This window comes from Sphingomonas jaspsi DSM 18422 (assembly GCF_000585415.1).
GTDB classification, from domain to species: domain Bacteria; phylum Pseudomonadota; class Alphaproteobacteria; order Sphingomonadales; family Sphingomonadaceae; genus Sphingomicrobium; species Sphingomicrobium jaspsi.
Genome location: NZ_KK073876.1, coordinates 451,461 through 467,382, shown reverse-complemented (window position 1 = coordinate 467,382; position 15,922 = coordinate 451,461). Strand labels below are relative to the sequence as shown.

14 protein-coding genes are annotated in these 15,922 nt (G+C 65.9%); 6 read left to right on the top strand and 8 right to left on the bottom strand.

The genetic code is table 11. From position 1 onward, the window contains the following. The first annotated feature begins 49 nt into the window (after positions 1 to 49). Both G570_RS02395 and nadB read left to right on the top strand, forming a co-directional pair. Entirely contained in the window at positions 50 to 976 is a 927-nt protein-coding gene (locus G570_RS02395) for an ABC transporter ATP-binding protein (protein ID WP_037503471.1), read from the top strand. Beyond that, positions 973 to 2,556: an L-aspartate oxidase gene (nadB, locus tag G570_RS02390; RefSeq protein WP_037498770.1), complete on the top strand. Its 1,584-nt coding sequence runs from the start codon at positions 973 to 975 to the stop codon at positions 2,554 to 2,556. The genes G570_RS02395 and nadB overlap by 4 nt, the downstream gene beginning before the upstream one ends. Positions 2,557 to 2,575: 19 nt before the next feature. Here nadB and G570_RS02385 read toward each other — a convergent pair whose 3' ends face one another. The 3 genes from G570_RS02385 to G570_RS02375 form a co-directional block, all read right to left on the bottom strand. Beyond that, positions 2,576 to 3,346, bottom strand: coding sequence for a type 1 glutamine amidotransferase domain-containing protein (locus tag G570_RS02385; RefSeq protein ID WP_037498768.1), 771 nt, complete (start codon positions 3,344 to 3,346; stop codon positions 2,576 to 2,578). A gap of 79 nt (positions 3,347 to 3,425) precedes the next feature. After that, positions 3,426 to 3,605 (bottom strand): hypothetical protein, encoded by a 180-nt coding sequence (locus tag G570_RS02380; protein ID WP_037498765.1) that lies wholly within the window; start codon positions 3,603 to 3,605, stop codon positions 3,426 to 3,428. Between the two features lie 14 nt (positions 3,606 to 3,619). Then, positions 3,620 to 4,855, bottom strand: coding sequence for a cation:proton antiporter (locus tag G570_RS02375; protein WP_037498763.1), 1,236 nt, complete (start codon positions 4,853 to 4,855; stop codon positions 3,620 to 3,622). 79 nt (positions 4,856 to 4,934) lie between these two features. Here G570_RS02375 and G570_RS02370 point away from each other — a divergent pair, with 79 nt between their 5' ends. After that, a complete protein-coding gene (locus G570_RS02370; protein ID WP_037498760.1) occupies positions 4,935 to 5,627 on the top strand; it encodes a Crp/Fnr family transcriptional regulator in 693 nt (230 codons plus the stop codon). Here the strand turns inward: G570_RS02370 and G570_RS02365 are convergent. After that, the gene (locus G570_RS02365) at positions 5,624 to 6,049 is read right to left on the bottom strand and encodes a hypothetical protein (protein ID WP_037498757.1); all 426 of its coding nucleotides are present in this window, start codon (positions 6,047 to 6,049) and stop codon (positions 5,624 to 5,626) included. The genes G570_RS02370 and G570_RS02365 overlap by 4 nt on opposite strands. A gap of 110 nt (positions 6,050 to 6,159) precedes the next feature. On the opposite strand from G570_RS02365, the gene polA reads away from it, so the two are divergent. Both polA and G570_RS02355 read left to right on the top strand, forming a co-directional pair. Beyond that, positions 6,160 to 8,943, top strand: coding sequence for a DNA polymerase I (gene polA, locus G570_RS02360; protein ID WP_037503468.1), 2,784 nt, complete (start codon positions 6,160 to 6,162; stop codon positions 8,941 to 8,943). A gap of 50 nt (positions 8,944 to 8,993) precedes the next feature. Next, the gene (locus tag G570_RS02355; RefSeq protein WP_051504483.1) at positions 8,994 to 10,496 is read left to right on the top strand and encodes a lipopolysaccharide biosynthesis protein; all 1,503 of its coding nucleotides are present in this window, start codon (positions 8,994 to 8,996) and stop codon (positions 10,494 to 10,496) included. Positions 10,497 to 10,543: 47 nt separating this feature from the next. On the opposite strand, the gene purH is transcribed toward G570_RS02355, so the two are convergent. The 4 genes from purH to G570_RS02335 are packed head-to-tail and all read right to left on the bottom strand — an operon-like array spanning position 10,544 to position 15,720. Further along, positions 10,544 to 12,133 carry a bifunctional phosphoribosylaminoimidazolecarboxamide formyltransferase/IMP cyclohydrolase gene (purH, locus tag G570_RS02350; RefSeq protein ID WP_037498755.1) on the bottom strand — a complete coding sequence of 530 codons (1,590 nt, stop codon included), beginning with the start codon at positions 12,131 to 12,133 and terminating at the stop codon, positions 10,544 to 10,546. Between the two features lie 27 nt (positions 12,134 to 12,160). Then, on the bottom strand, positions 12,161 to 13,798 hold the full coding sequence (locus tag G570_RS02345; protein ID WP_051503952.1) for a heparinase II/III family protein: 1,638 nt from the start codon (positions 13,796 to 13,798) through the stop codon (positions 12,161 to 12,163). After that, positions 13,795 to 14,457, bottom strand: coding sequence for a ribulose-phosphate 3-epimerase (rpe, locus tag G570_RS02340; RefSeq protein WP_037498753.1), 663 nt, complete (start codon positions 14,455 to 14,457; stop codon positions 13,795 to 13,797). Before rpe ends, G570_RS02345 begins: the two co-directional genes overlap by 4 nt. 15 nt (positions 14,458 to 14,472) lie before the next feature. After that, positions 14,473 to 15,720, bottom strand: a complete 1,248-nt coding sequence (locus G570_RS02335) for an RsmB/NOP family class I SAM-dependent RNA methyltransferase (protein WP_037498751.1) — start codon at positions 15,718 to 15,720, stop codon at positions 14,473 to 14,475. A 28-nt stretch (positions 15,721 to 15,748) separates the two neighbouring features. Between G570_RS02335 and G570_RS13315 the strand changes: the two genes are divergently transcribed. Next, a complete protein-coding gene (locus G570_RS13315) occupies positions 15,749 to 15,913 on the top strand; it encodes a DUF1674 domain-containing protein (RefSeq protein ID WP_084607454.1) in 165 nt (54 codons plus the stop codon). Positions 15,914 to 15,922: the final 9 nt, after the last annotated feature.

The following is a 15,922-nucleotide window of genomic DNA, read 5'->3' as shown; positions in this document are numbered from 1 at the left end:
TTACCTTCGCGCCTTCCAAGGATTGGCCGACGGGGCTATGCGAATCGCCATGAGCGATGCTGCGATCGAAATCCGCGACCTGGCGAAAACCTATGCAGGCGGAAAGCGGGCGCTGGACGGCGTCACCTTCGATGTTCCGCGCGGGCAGATTTTCGGGCTGCTGGGCCCAAACGGCGCGGGCAAGTCGACGCTGATCAACATCTTGGCCGGCCTGGTGATGAAGACCGGCGGAAGCGCCCGCATCTGGGGCTTCGACATCAACGAGCATCCACGCAACGCCAAGCGTGCGATCGGCATCGTGCCGCAGGAAATCTTGTTCGACCCCTTTTTCACGCCGAAAGAAGCGCTGGAAATTCAGGCGGGGCTTTATGGCATTCCCAAAGGGGAGCGGAAGACCGACGAACTTCTGGCCGCAGTACGCCTGACCGACAAGGCCGACGCCTATGCCCGCACGCTGTCGGGCGGCATGAAACGACGCCTGCTGGTGGCCAAGGCGATGGTCCATTCGCCGCCGATCCTGGTGCTCGACGAGCCGACCGCCGGCGTCGACATCGAACTGCGCCAGCAGCTGTGGGACTATGTCCGCCAGCTCAACCGCCAAGGGGTGACGGTGGTGCTCACCACCCACTATCTCGAAGAAGCCGAAGAGCTGTGCGACCGCATCGCCATCATCAACCATGGCCAGCTGATCGCCAACGAACCGACGCGCGAGCTGATCGCCAAGGCGCAGGACAAGGTCGTGCGGGTCGAAGTGGCGGGCGACCTTACGACCATGCCCGACAACGCCTGTTTCGACCGGGTCGAGCGGCTGGGGCCGACGACGCTGGAAATTCAGTACCGCAAGGACAAGGTCAATGCGGGCGAAGTGCTTGGCGCGCTGCAGAAAAGCGGGATCGAGGTGGTCGACGTTTCAACCCGCGATCCGGACCTTGAAGATGTGTTCCTGGCGCTGACCAGCGATCGCGAAGACGCATGAGCCAGTTCGACGTCATCATCATCGGGTCGGGCGCGGCGGGGCTGACCGCGGCGCTGACGCTGGCCGAGACCAAGAAGGTCGCGGTGCTGGCCAAAGGCGAGCTGGGCGGCGGGGCGACCGAATGGGCGCAGGGCGGGATCGCCGCGGTGCTGGAGCCCGGCGACAGTTTCGAAAACCATGTCCGCGACACGATGATCGCGGGTGCGGGGCTCAACAACCTTAAGGTCGTCGAACATGTCGTCAGTGAGGCGCCTGCCGCGATCAAGCGGCTGGCCGACCTTGGCGTGCCGTTCAACATCGACGACGACGGGGAAGGCTGGCACCTTACGCGCGAGGGTGGGCATAGCCACCGCCGCATCGTCCACGTCGCCGACGCGACTGGCTGGGCCGTGCAGGAAGCGCTGGAGAAGGCGGCGGTCAAGCAGCCCAACATCACCGTCCTGCCCGACCATGTCGCGATCGATTTCGCCACCGGCCGCCATGCCGAGGAGTTTTCAACGAGCGGCGCGGTGCACGGTCTTTATGCTTACAACCGCAAGAGCGGGAAGGTCGAAACGCTGACCGCGCGGGCCACCATCCTCGCCACCGGCGGGGCGGGCCGCACCTATCTTTATTCGACCGCGCCGCGCGGGGCGACCGGCGATGGCATCGCCATGGCGTGGCGCGCGGGGTGCCGGGTCAGCAACATGGAATTCATGCAGTTCCACCCGACCTGCCTCTACAACCTTGAGGTCAAGAATTTCTTGATCACCGAGGCGGTGCGCGGCGAAGGCGGGATATTGAAGAACCCCAAGACCGGCCACCGCTATATGCCCGATTATGACGAGCGGGCCGAGTTGGCGCCGCGCGACATCGTGGCCCGGGCCAACGACAATGAAATCAAGCGCGACGGCCTCGACTATGTCTGGCTCGACATCAGCCACAAGCCCGCCGACTTCGTGAAGGAGCATTTCCCCAACATCTATGAAAAGCTGATTGGCCTTGGCATCGACATCACCAAGGAGCCGATCCCGGTCGTCCCCGCGCAGCATTACACCTGCGGCGGCGTGCTGGTCGACATTGACGGCAAGACCGATGCGCCGGGCCTCTATGCGGCGGGTGAAGTAACCCAGTCGGGGCTGCACGGTGCCAATCGCCTGGCCAGCAACAGCCTGCTGGAATGTTTCGTGTTCGGCGACAGCGCGGCGCGGCACATCCTGAAGTGCTGGGACGAACTGGCCGAGCCGCCCGCGATCCGGCCATGGGACGAAAGTCGCGTCGCCGACAGCGACGAGGAAGTCGTCATCCAGCAATGCTGGGGCGAAATCCGCCGCTTCATGTGGAACTTCGTCGGCATCGTCCGCACCACCAAGCGGCTGGAACGGGCCAAACACCGCATCGACCTGCTGCGGCAGGAAGTGACCGACTATTACAAGAATTTCACCGTGACGACCGACCTCATCGAACTGCGCAACCTGGTCGAGGTCGCCGACCTCATCATTCGCAGCGCGCTGAGCCGCCACGAAAGCCGCGGGCTTCATTACACGCTGGATTATCCAGAGACGGCGGAAGAGGCGGTGGATACTATATTAGTGCCGTAGGTCGACGGCTGGCGCGATGTCAGCCACCCAGCGCTTCGATGACTTTCCGCGCGGTTTCCGCACCCGAAAAATTTTGCTGACCTGTGACGAGATTGCCGTCGCGGACGGCGAATGAACGCCACAGGCCCGCCTGAATATAGTTGGCGCCGAGCGCCTTCAGTTCATCCTCGATCCGCCAAGGCATGACATGTTCGTCGCGCGACAACAGGTTCATCGACCAGACGGCGTTGTCGGCGAAATCTTCTTCGACATTCGCAAACCCCGTTACCGTCCGCCCCTTCACCAACGCTTCGCCGTTGGAAAGCCGCGCGTAACGCAACACAGCGGTCCCATGACATAAGGCGGCAGCCACTTTGCCGGCTTCGTAGAAGTCCACGAATTTTCGATGCAAGTCCGTCGCCTGTTCGAACGAGAACATTGGCGATTGGCCGCCAGCGACGACGATCGCGTCGAAGTGGTCGACGTCGAGTTCAGAGACCGGACGGGTCGATTCGACCAGCGCAGCAAGCTTGGGCGTCGAAAGAAACCCCATCGAGAGGATGTCGGCTTCCGAATATCCTGAGGGGTCTCTCGGATCGCTCATCGCGTCGGCTTGGCAGGCGCCACCGGCGGGCGAGTAGATTTCGACCTCGTACCCACGTTCGGTGAACGCATGGTAGGGATGACTGAGTTCCGACCACCAAAATCCGACTGGCCAGCCAGTCGTGGACGATACGGCGGGGTTGGCGATCACGAGGGCGATGCGCTTGGGGCGGTTGGGATCAACCGCGTTGCTGTCCATCAAGCTCATCTTTTCCCTCCAAAGCCGCTCGGGCAAATCCTGCCAGCAGAAGACGCTGGAACAGCTATGTTACCGATTGATGGCGGCTCTAGCGCAGCTTCGACACCTTCAACCCATCCTGCTTCGCCCGCGCCTGGATGCTTTCCTCGCTCCGGGTGAGGGCTTTGCTTAGCGCCTTGAGGCTCATGCCCTTGCCCGCAAGGCGGTGGAGTTTCTGGATTTCGTCGCTGGTCCAGGGCTGTTTGTGGCGGAGGAATTTGTCGCTCATCGAATATGCTCCGTTCAAGCGCCGTCGGCGGCGTGGTGGGCTTCGCACGCCGGGTCTTCTTCGTCGCGGATAAGGCCGAGGCGACGGATCAGCAGCGGCATGGTCAGGCCCTGCACGAAAATCGAGAAGGCGACGACGAGGAAACTGGCGGCGATGATCTCGCTGCGTTCCGGCACGCTGGACGGGATAGCCAGCGCCAGCGCCAAGGCCAGCGCGCCGCGCAGCCCGCCCCAGAACAGCACATGTTTATACTTCCACGGCACGGCCAAGGCGCTTTTCCCGAACGCGAGGCTGAGGGGATAGACCGCCACCGCGCGGCCGGCGAGTGACAACAGGGTCGCGATCGCGGCGACGGGAATGGCCGCGAGAAGGGTCGGCGAAGCCTCGCCGCTGCCGATCAGGATGAAGACGAAGCTGTTGGCCAGAAAGGCGGCATAGTCCCAGAAGTGCAACACCGCCGGACGTCCGCGGTCGCTGATCGAACCCATCCACCCATAGTTGCCGACGAGGATGCCCGCTGAGAGCGTCGCCAGCACGCCGGACATGTGGAAATGTTCGGCAAGCAGGAAACTGCCATAGGCCGCGAGCATAGTCAGGCTAACCTCGACCAGCTTGTCATCGGTGCGCCCGGCGATGAGCAGCAGGAAGCCGGCGACGGCAAGGCCGCACAGAATGCCGCCGATCGCGATCCACACGAGGCTGAAGCTGATCGCGCCCGCGCCAAGCTCCGCTCCGGCCGCAATGCCCAGCAGCAACGAAAAGCCGAGCGCCGCAACGCCGTCATTGAGCAGGCTTTCGGATTCGACCAGCAGGTGAAGGCGATGGTCGACCTTCATTTCCTTGAATGCCGCAATCACCGAAACCGGATCGGTCGCGGCGATGAGCACGCCGAAGAATGCCGCGCCGAGCCAGCCCCATCCGGCGAATGCGTGCATGCCCGCCGCCACCAGCCCGGCCGCCAAGACCACCCCCACCGTCACCAGGACGAGGAGCAGCGGCAATTCCCGTTTGAACGGCCGCCAGCGGATCTGGATTGCGGCTTCGAAAACCAAGGGCGGAAGAAAGACCTGCATGATGAGTTCCGGCGTCAACTGCAAATCCGCGCCCAACGGAGTCAGCGCGAGCAGGAAACCGGCGATGACCAGGCCCACGCTGTAAGGCATGCCAACGCGTCGTGTCAGCATCGCCACCAGCGACGCCACGAACAGGAGCAAGCCGAGGTAGGGGAAGTCGACAGGTGAATGATGCATGGCGTAGGGTTAGACAGAAGCGACCGGGACGGGCAAGCGATGCCGCCGAATTCCGGCCAAGACAGGGTTACGAAGAGGCATGACCAGCCGCCTGCAATGTTCCACCTGCCCCGTTCGCGAACGGGCGGCCTGCGCTTCGCTGCGTCCCGAAGAGCGTGACGAATTGGAGCGGATCGGGCGGCGCCGGACGCTGAAGAAGGGCGAGACGCTGTTCGCGGCGGGCGACGACCAGGATTTGTGCGCGACGCTGGTCAGCGGCGCGTTGAAGATCGCCAGCCACGGCGAGGACGGGACCGAGCGGGTGTTGAGCCTGATCCACCCGGCCGGATTCGTCGGCGAAATGTTCGCGCCGGTCGCGCGTCACGACGTGGTCGCGCTGACCGACAGCCAGCTGTGCCTGTTCGAGCGCAAGGATTACGAACGGGCGATCGACCGTTTCCCAGCGCTGGCCAAGGCGCTGCTGCGGCGGTCGGCGGAGGAGTTGTTCGAGGCGCGGTCGCTGGTCGAGCTGCAGGCGCGGCGCGACGCCAAGGGCCGGGTCGCTGGCTTCCTGCTGGCGATGGCGCGCGCGGCGAGCCATTCGCCGTGCCATCCGGCCGACCGGTTCGACCTGCCGATCAGCAGGGGCGAGATGGCCGCGCTGCTCGGCACCACGATCGAAACGGTAAGCCGCCAAGTCACGGCCCTGGAACGTGACGGGATCGTGGCGCGCGACGGGCCGCGCGGCATTCGCCTGCGCGACCCGGTGCGGCTGGAGCAGCTGGCGGCTTAGACCAGCGCGGCGATGACCGCGACGGCGACACCCCACAGGAAGATCAGCACCGGCAGGACCAGCACCTGCGCGACCGCCGCGCCGCCGCCGGTGCGACCGGTCAGGGTGTCGATGCCGCTGCCCAGCAATTTGTCGAGCGGCATGGCGCGGGTTTCGCTCGGCCCCGCCATCGTCGCCCACAGCGCCGGGACGACGTAGAAGGCGGCAGTGAAGAAGAGGAAGATCGCCATCGGGATCGCGAGGTCGGGGTTGCCGAAGCCGATCCACATCACGCCGAGATAGGCGATGAACAGGCCGAAGAATCCGGCGTGAAGCGCGACGGGAAGGTTGAAGTCGCGCTCGGTGACGGCGCGCGGCGCGTCGGGCGCGATGACGATTTCACGGGCATCGGCGAGCAACCTGGGGTCAATACGGACGGACATGGGGCAACTCCTTGCTTGTTGCCCGCACGCTATGATGCGTGGGCGCCTTGCACCTTGACCGTTGTCAAAAGCTGGAAATGCCGAACCATGCTGCTAAAGCCGTGCGCTTCATGGCCGATCAGCAGAACCACCTCTACCTCGTCGACGGGTCCAGCTACATCTTCCGCGCCTATCACCGGCTGCCGCCGCTGACCAACCGGCACGGGGTGCCGGCGGGCGCGGTCTATGGCTATACCGCGATGCTGTGGAAGCTGGCCGATGGCCTCCACAAGGCCGACGGGCCGACCCACATGGCGGTGATCCTCGACGCGTCGAGCCATACGCACCGCAACGAGCTGTACGACCAGTACAAGGCCAACCGGCCGCCGCCGCCCGAGGACCTGGTCCCGCAATTCCCGCTCATACGTACCGCAACGCGCGCCTTTTCGATCCCCTGCATCGAGGAGGAAGGGTTGGAGGCTGACGACATCATCGCCTGCTACACGCTGGCGGCGAAGGCGGCGGGGTGGAAGGTCACCATCGTCAGCAGCGACAAGGATTTGATGCAGCTGGTCGACGACGGCAAGGTCGACATGCTCGACACGATGAACGACCGGCGCATCGGCATCGCCGAAGTGAAGGAGAAGTTCGGCGTCGGGCCGGAAAAGGTCGGCGACGTCCTGGCGCTGATGGGCGACAGCGTCGACAATGTGCCGGGCGTGCCGGGGGTCGGTCCCAAGACCGCCAGCCAGCTGATCCAGCAATATGGCGACGTCGAGACCGTGCTGGCCTCGGTCCATGAAATCACCAAGCCCAAGCTGAAGCAGAATTTGACCGAGCATGCCGACAATGCACGGTTGTCGAAGGAATTGGTGACGCTGAAATGCGACGCCCCGCTGCCCGAACCGATCGAGGGGCTGGAGCTGAAGGGCATTCCGCCCGAGCCGCTGCGCGCCTTCCTCGAAGACATGGGCTTCAAGTCGCTGCTGAACCGTGTCGGCGGCCACGCCTCGGCGAGCGCGGGGAATGCTGCCGCCATGACGTCAACGTCGGCGCCGGCCGCACCCGCGGAGCCGGAGAAGATCAGCGTCGACCGCACCAAATACCAGACGGTCGACACCGAAGAGCAGCTCGACCTGTGGATCGGTGCGGCGCGGCAAAAAGGCTTTGTCGCGGTCGATACCGAAACCGACTGCATCGATTGCATCGTCGCCAAGCTGGTGGGGGTCAGCCTGGCGGTCGAGCCCAACGTCGCATGCTACATCCCGGTAGCGCACGTCGGTGCCGACCTGCTCAGTGATGCGCCCTCGCAGCTGCCCAAGGCGCTGGTGCTTGAAAAGCTGAAAGGGCTGCTGGAAGACCCGGCGGTGCTCAAGATCGGGCACAACTTTAAATATGACTGGGTGATCTTCGCCAAGGAGGGGATCGACGTCGGTCCCTATGACGACACGCTGGTAATGAGCTTCGACCTCGACGCCGGTCGGTCGAGCCATGGCATGGACGAGCTTGCCAAGCAGCATTTCGACCATGAGTGCATCAGCTTCAAATCGGTGTGCGGGACCGGGCAGAAGCAGATCACCTTCGACAAGGTGCCGTTGCCCCAAGCCACCGAATATGCCGCCGAAGATGCCGACATCACGCTGCGCCTGTGGCAGCGGCTGAAGCCGCGCATCGCGGCGGAAAGCGCGACGACCGTGTACGAGATGGTCGACCGTCCGCTGGTCGCGACGGTCGGCAAGATGGAGCAGCGCGGGATCAAGGTAGACCGCGATTATTTGGCCAAGCTGTCGACGACCTTCTCCACCGAAATCGCGAAGCTGGAAGAGACGATCTACGAAGCGGCGCAAGGACCGTTCACGATCGGGTCGCCGGCGCAGCTGGGCGCGGTGCTCTACGACCGGCTCGGCCTCAAGGGCGGGCGCAAGGGCAAAAGCGGGCAATATTCGACCGACGTCAACGAGCTGGAACGGCTCGCGGGCGAAGGGGTCGAGGTCGCAACGCGGGTGCTGGAATGGCGCCAGCTGACCAAGCTGAAAAACACCTACACCGACGCACTGCAGGCGCAGATCAATCCGACCACGGGCCGGGTCCACACCAGTTACTCGCTATCGGGCGCGCAGACCGGGCGGCTGTCGTCGACCGAACCCAATTTGCAGAACATCCCGATCCGCACCGAACTCGGCCGCCAGATCCGCGACGCCTTCGTCGCCGAGCCTGGCCATGTGCTGATGAGTGCTGATTATAGCCAGATCGAGCTTCGCCTTGCGGCGCAGATGGCTGATGTTCCGCAGCTGAAGGAAGCCTTCCAGAAGGGGCAGGACATCCACGCGATGACCGCCGAGGAACTGTTCGGCCATGTCGACCGCGACACGCGCGGCAAGGCCAAGACGGTCAATTTCGCAATCCTCTACGGCATTTCGGCATGGGGCCTGGCGGGCCGACTGGGGGTCGAACGCGACGAGGGCAAGGCGATCATCGAACGCTATTTCGCGCGCTTCCCGGGCATCCGCACGTACATCGACGAAACGCTGGCCTTCGTGCGGGAGAACGGTTTTTCGCGCACCCTGTTCGGCCGCAAGACGCACTTCCCCAACATCCGCGCGTCGAACCCGATGCACCGCGCCGGTGCCGAGCGCGCCGCGATCAACGCCCCGATCCAGGGCACCAGCGCCGACCTCATCAAGCGGGCGATGAACCGGATGGACGCGGCGCTGGCGGGCGCGGGCCTGAGTGACGTCCGGATGCTGCTGCAGGTTCACGACGAACTGGTATTCGAAGTTCCCGAAGGCAAAGAGGAGGCGGCCGCAGCGGTGGTGCGCAAGGTGATGGCCGAGGCCGCAACGCCCGCGCTGTCGCTGGACGTGCCGCTCGACGTGGAAGTGGGCTGGGGCGCAAACTGGGGCGCCGCGCATTGAGCGAGGCGGCTACCACTAACGGCAACGCCAGCAACCAGTCCAACGCCGACATGGCGGCACTGGCGCGCGGCGGTCGGCTGAATTTCCTCGGCTTCGTCATCCGGCTGATCGCCCGCCTACCCTTCCTGTTCATCGCCGGCCGCAGCTACGGCCCGGAGGCGTTGGGCCGCTTCGCCTATGCGGTGCTGGTGGTCGAACTGGCAGCGCAATTGTCGACCCTCGGCCTGAAGCGCGGCTTGGCGCAGCTGCTGGCGACGACCGACAAGCCGCACGCCTGCGTCGTCGCCGACGCCATGCTGGTCACGCTGATCGGGTCGGCCGTGTCGATGGCGGTGCTGATGAGCTTCCCCGTCGCCATGTTCCCCAACAGCCAGGTCCATGGTCTCGACTGGGCGCTGCCGGTCACCGTGCTGGCGGTCGCGTGGACGGACATTGCGCTCGCCGCCCTCGCCTATCGCCACGATGTCGGCGCGACGGTTCGTGCGCGCAGCGTGGTCGAGCCTTGGGCGATCAGCATCGTCGCGTTCATCTGGTCCTACATCTCGCTGCGCGACGGGCTGATCATTTCCTATGTCGTGTCGATGCTTGCGGCGCTGGTCGCGGCGTTGATCCCGCTGGTCCGCAGTTACGGCATCCCGCACGGCTGGTCGCCCGACTGGGGCCTGGCGTGGAAAACCACGCGCCGCTACCTGCCGCTGGCGGCGGCCGATGCGGTCGAATGGGGGTCGCGCCGCGTCGACATTGCGGTGCTGGGCCTGTTCCTGTCGCCCGCCTACGTCGGGATTTACTACGTCGCGCAGCAGGTGGCGACGCTGCCCGCCAAGCTGAAGACCAGCTTCGAGCCGGTGTTGGGACCGGCGATCGCGCGCGGCGTCGCGGCGAAAGACTATTCCACCGTCGCCAAGCAGGTGCGCCAGGTCGGCTTCTGGATCCTGGGTGCGCAGGCCGGGATCGCGCTGGCGCTGGGCATTCCCGGCCGCGCGGTGATGGCGCTGGTCGGCGACAAATTCACCGGCGGTACGGCGACCCTGGCGTTCCTGCTGGCAGCCGAGGTCGCGGCCGCGACCGCAGTGGTGAGCGAGGCAGCGCTGATCTACCTCGCGCGGCACAAGAACATGATCATTAGCCTGACCATGCTGGCCATCGAAGCGGCGCTGAGCGCGCTGCTGATCGTCCTGATGCGCGATGCCGGCTGGCCCACCGCCTGGGTGGCGACCGGCCCGGCGGCGGCCCTCGCCATATCGCTGGGCTTTGCATCGATCATGAAATCCAACCTTCTGCATCGAAAGCTGAAGGAGGCCGTAACCGGCTGGCGCTGGACGCTGCTGTGGTCGGCGGCGGCAGCAATTGCGGTCGGCATACCAGTGCGGCTGTACCTGCCCGAGTTCTACCAGCTCGTCGTCGGCATTCCGGTGATCCTCGGCGCATTCTGTGCAGTGCTGTGGTTCAAGGGCTTCGGCCCCGAGGACCGGGAACTGTTCAAGATGCGCAAGAGCGACATTGCCGAGATGCAGCTGCCCCCGCCCGGATCGGCCGGAGACGCGCCCGTTTGAGCGACCTCGCGTAGCGCCTAGACGGGTCGCGCCGCGGCGTCCGCAACCTAGTGGCGGAAGTGGCGCATTCCGGTGAACACCATCGCCAGGCCCGCTTCGTCGGCCGCCGCGATCACTTCGTGATCGCGCATCGAACCGCCAGGCTGGATCACTGCGGTGGCGCCTGCCTCTACCGCCGCCAGCAAGCCGTCGGCGAAGGGGAAGAAGGCGTCGGAGGCCACGGCGCTACCCACGGTATGCGGCTGCGCCCAGCCGTAAAGCTCGGCCGCTTCGCGCGCCTTGATCGCGGCGATGCGGGCGCTGTCTCGGCGGTTCATCTGGCCCGCGCCGATGCCGGCCGTGACGCCGTCCTTGGCATAAACGATGGCGTTGGACTTGACGTGCTTGGCAACCGTCCAGGCGAACAGGCAGTCCTTCAGTTCCTGTTCGGTCGGCGCGCGCTTGGTCACGACTTTCAGCATGTCGCGGGTGACGCAGCCGTTGTCGCGGTCCTGTAGCAGCAAGCCGCCGGCGATCACCGCCACCGTCTGCCCGCCGCGCTCCGGGTCGGGCAGGCCGCCGGTCAGCAGCAGGCGCAAATTTTTCTTGCGCGCGAACGCCGCCTTGGCGTCATCGCTGGCATCCGGGGCCACGACGACTTCGGTGAAGATGTCACAGATCGCTTCGGCAGTGGCACCGTCGAGCGGGCGGTTGACCGCGACGATCCCGCCGAACGCCGAAACGCTGTCGCATGCCAGCGCCTGCTTCCACGCGTCGAGCAACGTGTCACCGGTGGCGACGCCGCACGGGTTGGCGTGCTTGACGATGACCACGGTCGGCGGACCGTCGCGGAATTCGGCGACCAGTTCGAGCGCGGCGTTGGCGTCGTTCAGATTGTTGTAGCTCAGCTCCTTGCCCTGCACCTGCGTCGCCTGCGCAACGCCGGGGGTCGCAGGGCCCATCGGCAGGTACAGCGCTGCCTTCTGGTGCGGGTTTTCGCCGTAGCGCAGTTCGGTCGACTTGGTGCCGACGATGAAGCGGGTGTCGGGATAGGCTTGCCCCTGGTCGGCAAAAGCGAACCAGCTGGCGATCATCGAATCATAGGCAGCGGTACGCGCATAGGCCTTGGCGGCGAGCTGGCGGCGGAAGGCGAGGGTGGTGCCACCCTGTCCTTCGACCTGGTCGAGCAGCGTCGAATAGTCGGCCGGGTCGGTGAGGATCGCGACGAATTCGTGGTTCTTGGCCGCCGAGCGAACCATCGACGGGCCGCCGATGTCGATATTTTCGATGATCGTGTCGCGATCGGCACCCTTCGCGACCGTCGCTTCGAACGGGTAGAGGTTTACGACGACGAGGTCGATCGCGCCGATGCCATGCTCGTTCATCGCCGCGCGATGGTCGGCATTGTCGCGCACCGCGAGCAGGCCGCCATGGACCATCGGGTGCAACGTCTTCACCCGCCCGTCCATCATTTCCGGAAAGCCGGTGAGGTCGCTGACGTCGCGCACCCGATGCCCGAGCTCGCGCAGTTTCGCCGCCGTCCCGCCGGTCGACACCAGCTCGACCCCCGCCTTGACCAGCCCCGCGGCCAGCTCCTCCAGCCCCGACTTGTCGGAGAGCGAGATGAGAGCCCGACGAATGGGCACGATATCAGTCATGGGTCAGGTCCTTGAGGCTTTGGGGGTTTAGCTGGAGCGCCTGAATTGCCAGGCGATGTCGCCGCCGACGCCGGATATTTCCCCGACGACGACGAGCTGGAGCGTGCCGACCGGCATGCCCGTTGAATCGATGAACAGGCTTTCTTCGACGCGCAGCATCGCGCCGCGGCACTTGAAGTTCCACGGCGGCGCACCGGGCGAGCGCAGGATGGCGCCCATGCCGTCGGCGGTGACGGTCGCTTCGACCCCGGGCGCGAGGTGGAAGCGGATCGCGTAGGGCGCAGCTTCCTTGATCTTGCGGCGGCCGCGGGCGGTGAGCTTGTCCTCGCCGCGGATTTCCTTGCCGTCGTTGCCGAGGCTGATGCGCCGTTCGTGCACCAGGCCGAAGCCCTTCAGATAGCCGTCGTGGCTGGCCTCGAGCCGCGAGCAGTCGTCGTCTTCCTGCCGGTTGATGACGACGTCGGTCACGCCCTTGCCCAAGCTGCCGTCGTCGAGGATCGCGGTCGAATTGGTGTCGTCGAGCACCAGCGTCGAATGGGCGGCGGTCGTCCGCAGTGCCTGTACCAGCTCGCCCGGCAACGCGGTCGGGACCGGGCCGGGTCCGCCGCAATTGACCACCAGCCGCTGTGCCCCGTCGCTGATTTCAAGCGCCAGCGTCGAAGCGCAGCCCATAGCCGCCATTTTCGGCGACGGCGGCGGGGCAGCATCGATGACCAGGATCGTGCCCAGTGCGCTGAGGCGGTGGTAGCCCCAGCCCTTGGCGGCGCGGAGCGGGCGGGCACGCAGGCCGCAGCCTTCGATCAGCGCCGCGAGGCGCGCCGGGTCACCGGGGTTGCCGCCCTGCCAGCTGCCCAGCGCCTGGTCGCCCATGGTGACGCCATGAAGCGCGGCGAGCGCGGCGGCGGCGGCGGATTCCAAACCGTCAGCCATGGTCTGCTTGGCCGCGAAATAGGCCGCGCGGACGAGGCCGAGGCGATCAACCAGCAGCATCTGTTCGGCCGGGCTGCGGCTTATCAAACCGCCATCTTCGAACTGCGCCGAGGCGAGCGCGCGCATCAGGCCGGATTCGCTTCGCGTCAGGCGCGATTGGCCGCCTTGCAGGGTCAGCGCCGACACCAATGCGCCGCTCCACGCGGTGATGCGGTCGATGCCCGGTGCGGCCTTGTCGGCGTTGGCGTCGAGGTGCCGTGCCCCACGCGCCAACGTGTTGAGCAAGGCGCTGCGGTACCCCGCGTCGCGGCTCGACAAGATGTAGGGGGCGTAGGCGGTCCAGTAGAGGATGCGCTCGCCCCATAAATGCGGCGCCCAGGCGGCGTCGACGCGCGCGCCATGGGCGATCAACCAGCGGCCCGCGATCGCTTCGGCAAGGCGCGCGCCCTTTTCGCGGCTGGCGGAGGCGGCGAGGTCTCGCAGCCAGGCGAAGCTCTGCACTTCGCGGGCCAGCGGACCTTCGGTGCCGACCGCGTTGAAATCGATTTCCGCAAGCGACACCATGTCGCTGCCCAGCATCAGGCGACCGCCAAGCAGGGCATCGCCCCGCGCGCGGTCGCCGACGACATGGTCGCGCGGGACGGCGACGAGGCGCAGCGGTTGTTTCCCCGACCCGAACAGGCGGGACAGGAGCGAGCCTTTGGCGAGCTTTCCGACGATGTCGGTGTCGCTCATTCCTCTCCTCGCAAAGCCGCGATGTTGGCGGCATATTCGCTCGGCCCGCCACGGAAAGCGGCGGTTCCTGCGACCAGCGCGGTCGCCCCGGAGTCGATCACGGCAGGCGCGGTGACCGGGTCGATGCCGCCGTCGACTTCTATGTCGACGACGAGGTCCTTCTTGGCGACCTGGTTTGCGATCGCTTCAATCTTGCGCAGCTGGCTGGCGATGAATTTCTGGCCGCCGAAGCCGGGATTGACGCTCATGACCAGAACGAGGTCGATTTCCTCCAGCAGATAATCGAGCATCTTGGCCGGGGTCGCGGGGTTGAGCGCAATGCCCGCCTTCCTGCCCGCCGCGCGGATCCGCTGGACGGTGCGGTGCGCGTGCGGACCGGCTTCGGGATGGAAGATGATGTGGTCGCAGCCAGCGTCGATGAAGGCGTCGAGCAGCGGGTCGACCGGCTCGATCATCAGATGGACGTCGAATGGCTTGGCCGAGTGGGGCCGCAGCGCCTTGATCACCGCCGGGCCGATGGTGAGGTTGGGCACGAAATGGCCGTCCATGACGTCAACATGGATCCAGTCCGCGCCGGCGGCGTCGATCGCGCGCACTTCCTCGCCGAGCTTGGCGAAATCGGCGCTGAGGATGGAGGGCGAAATGATCGGTCGGGCCATGGGCCCGATTAGACGTTAAACGCCTGCCCGGACAAGGTGCGCCGTAAAGAAACCGTCGAGGCCGCCGTCTTTTTCGAGCGTGCCGGGGAGGATGCGGAGCCAGCCGCGCGGATGGGGCGCGATTCCGGGAACTTGCGGGTCGGCAGGCTGTATCCGGAAATCGGGGTGGCGCGAGAGGAAGGCGTCGATCTGCGCCTCGCCCTCTTCGGGTTCGAGCGAGCAGACGGCATAGACCAGGCTTCCGCCCGGCCCGACCCAGCCCGCTGCCCGATCGAGCAGGCGCGACTGGAGGTCGGCGCAATCTGCGATGATGCGCGGGCGGGCCCGGTAAAGGACTTCGGGATGACGGCGAAAGGTGCCGGTGGCCGAGCAGGGCGCGTCGAGCAGCACAGAGTCGAATGGCTCGGACGGCGCCCAATCGAGCGCGTCGGCGGTGACGGTATCCGCCTTCAGGCCGGTGCGAGCGAGGTTTTCGGAAAGTCGGGCCAGACGACTTTGCGACTTGTCGAGCGCGGTCACCGCATGGCCTGCCGCAACGAGCTGCATGGTCTTGCCCCCGGGTGCGGCGCAGGCGTCGAGAACGCGCTTCGCCGGCGAGGGAATGAGGCGGGCGGGGAGCGACGAGGCAAGGTCCTGCACCCACCAGCCGCCTTCGCCGAAGCCGGGCAGTGACGCCACGGCGCCAGCGTCAGTCAGCCGGCGATGGCGCGGGGCGAGCGAAATACCCTGAGGAAAGTCGGCCGAGACGACTTCCGACGCGAAGCTGAGGTCGAGCGGCGGTCGGTGGGCGATGGCGCGGCGGGCGGCCTCTACCATGTCATCGCCCCACGCCTTGCGCCAGCGGTCCTCGACTTCGGCGGGAAGGGTCGGCGCATCGGGCAGCGTCACGCCTTTGCGCAGCAGCGTCCCGAGCACGCCGTGGACGAGGCGGCGCGGTCCGCCGTCGACCAGCGGTAAGGCGGTCGCGACCAAGGCATGGTCGGGCGTGCCGAGGCCCGCCTTCTGCGCGAGAGCCAGGCGCAGCACCATCCGCGCCTTGCTGTCGTCAGGAAGCTGTTGACGGGTTGCGCTGTCGATCAGGGCGTCAAGGTCGGGCAAGCGGCGCAACGCTTCGCCAGCGATCGCCGACGCCAGGGCTGCGTCAGCGGGCGGCAGCGACCTGGCGACCTGCGCGGCTGCATCCATCGTATGACCGCGACGCAGCACGGCATCGAGTATCTTGAGCGCGGCGGCGCGGGCGGGAAGGCCTTCGGGACTTGGCATCGCGCCCTTTAGGCATCATTTGACGGATATGAAACGCCCCGCGCACGTCAAAGCCCCGGATTACCTCAGCAAATCGCCTCCGGTTCCCGAACCGGGCAAGGGCGATGCCGGTCCGCCCGCGGGCGAAGAACATAAGCTCGACCCCACCCGCTATGGCGACTGGGAGAAGAAGGGCATAGCCATCGATTTCTAGTGCGCTTCG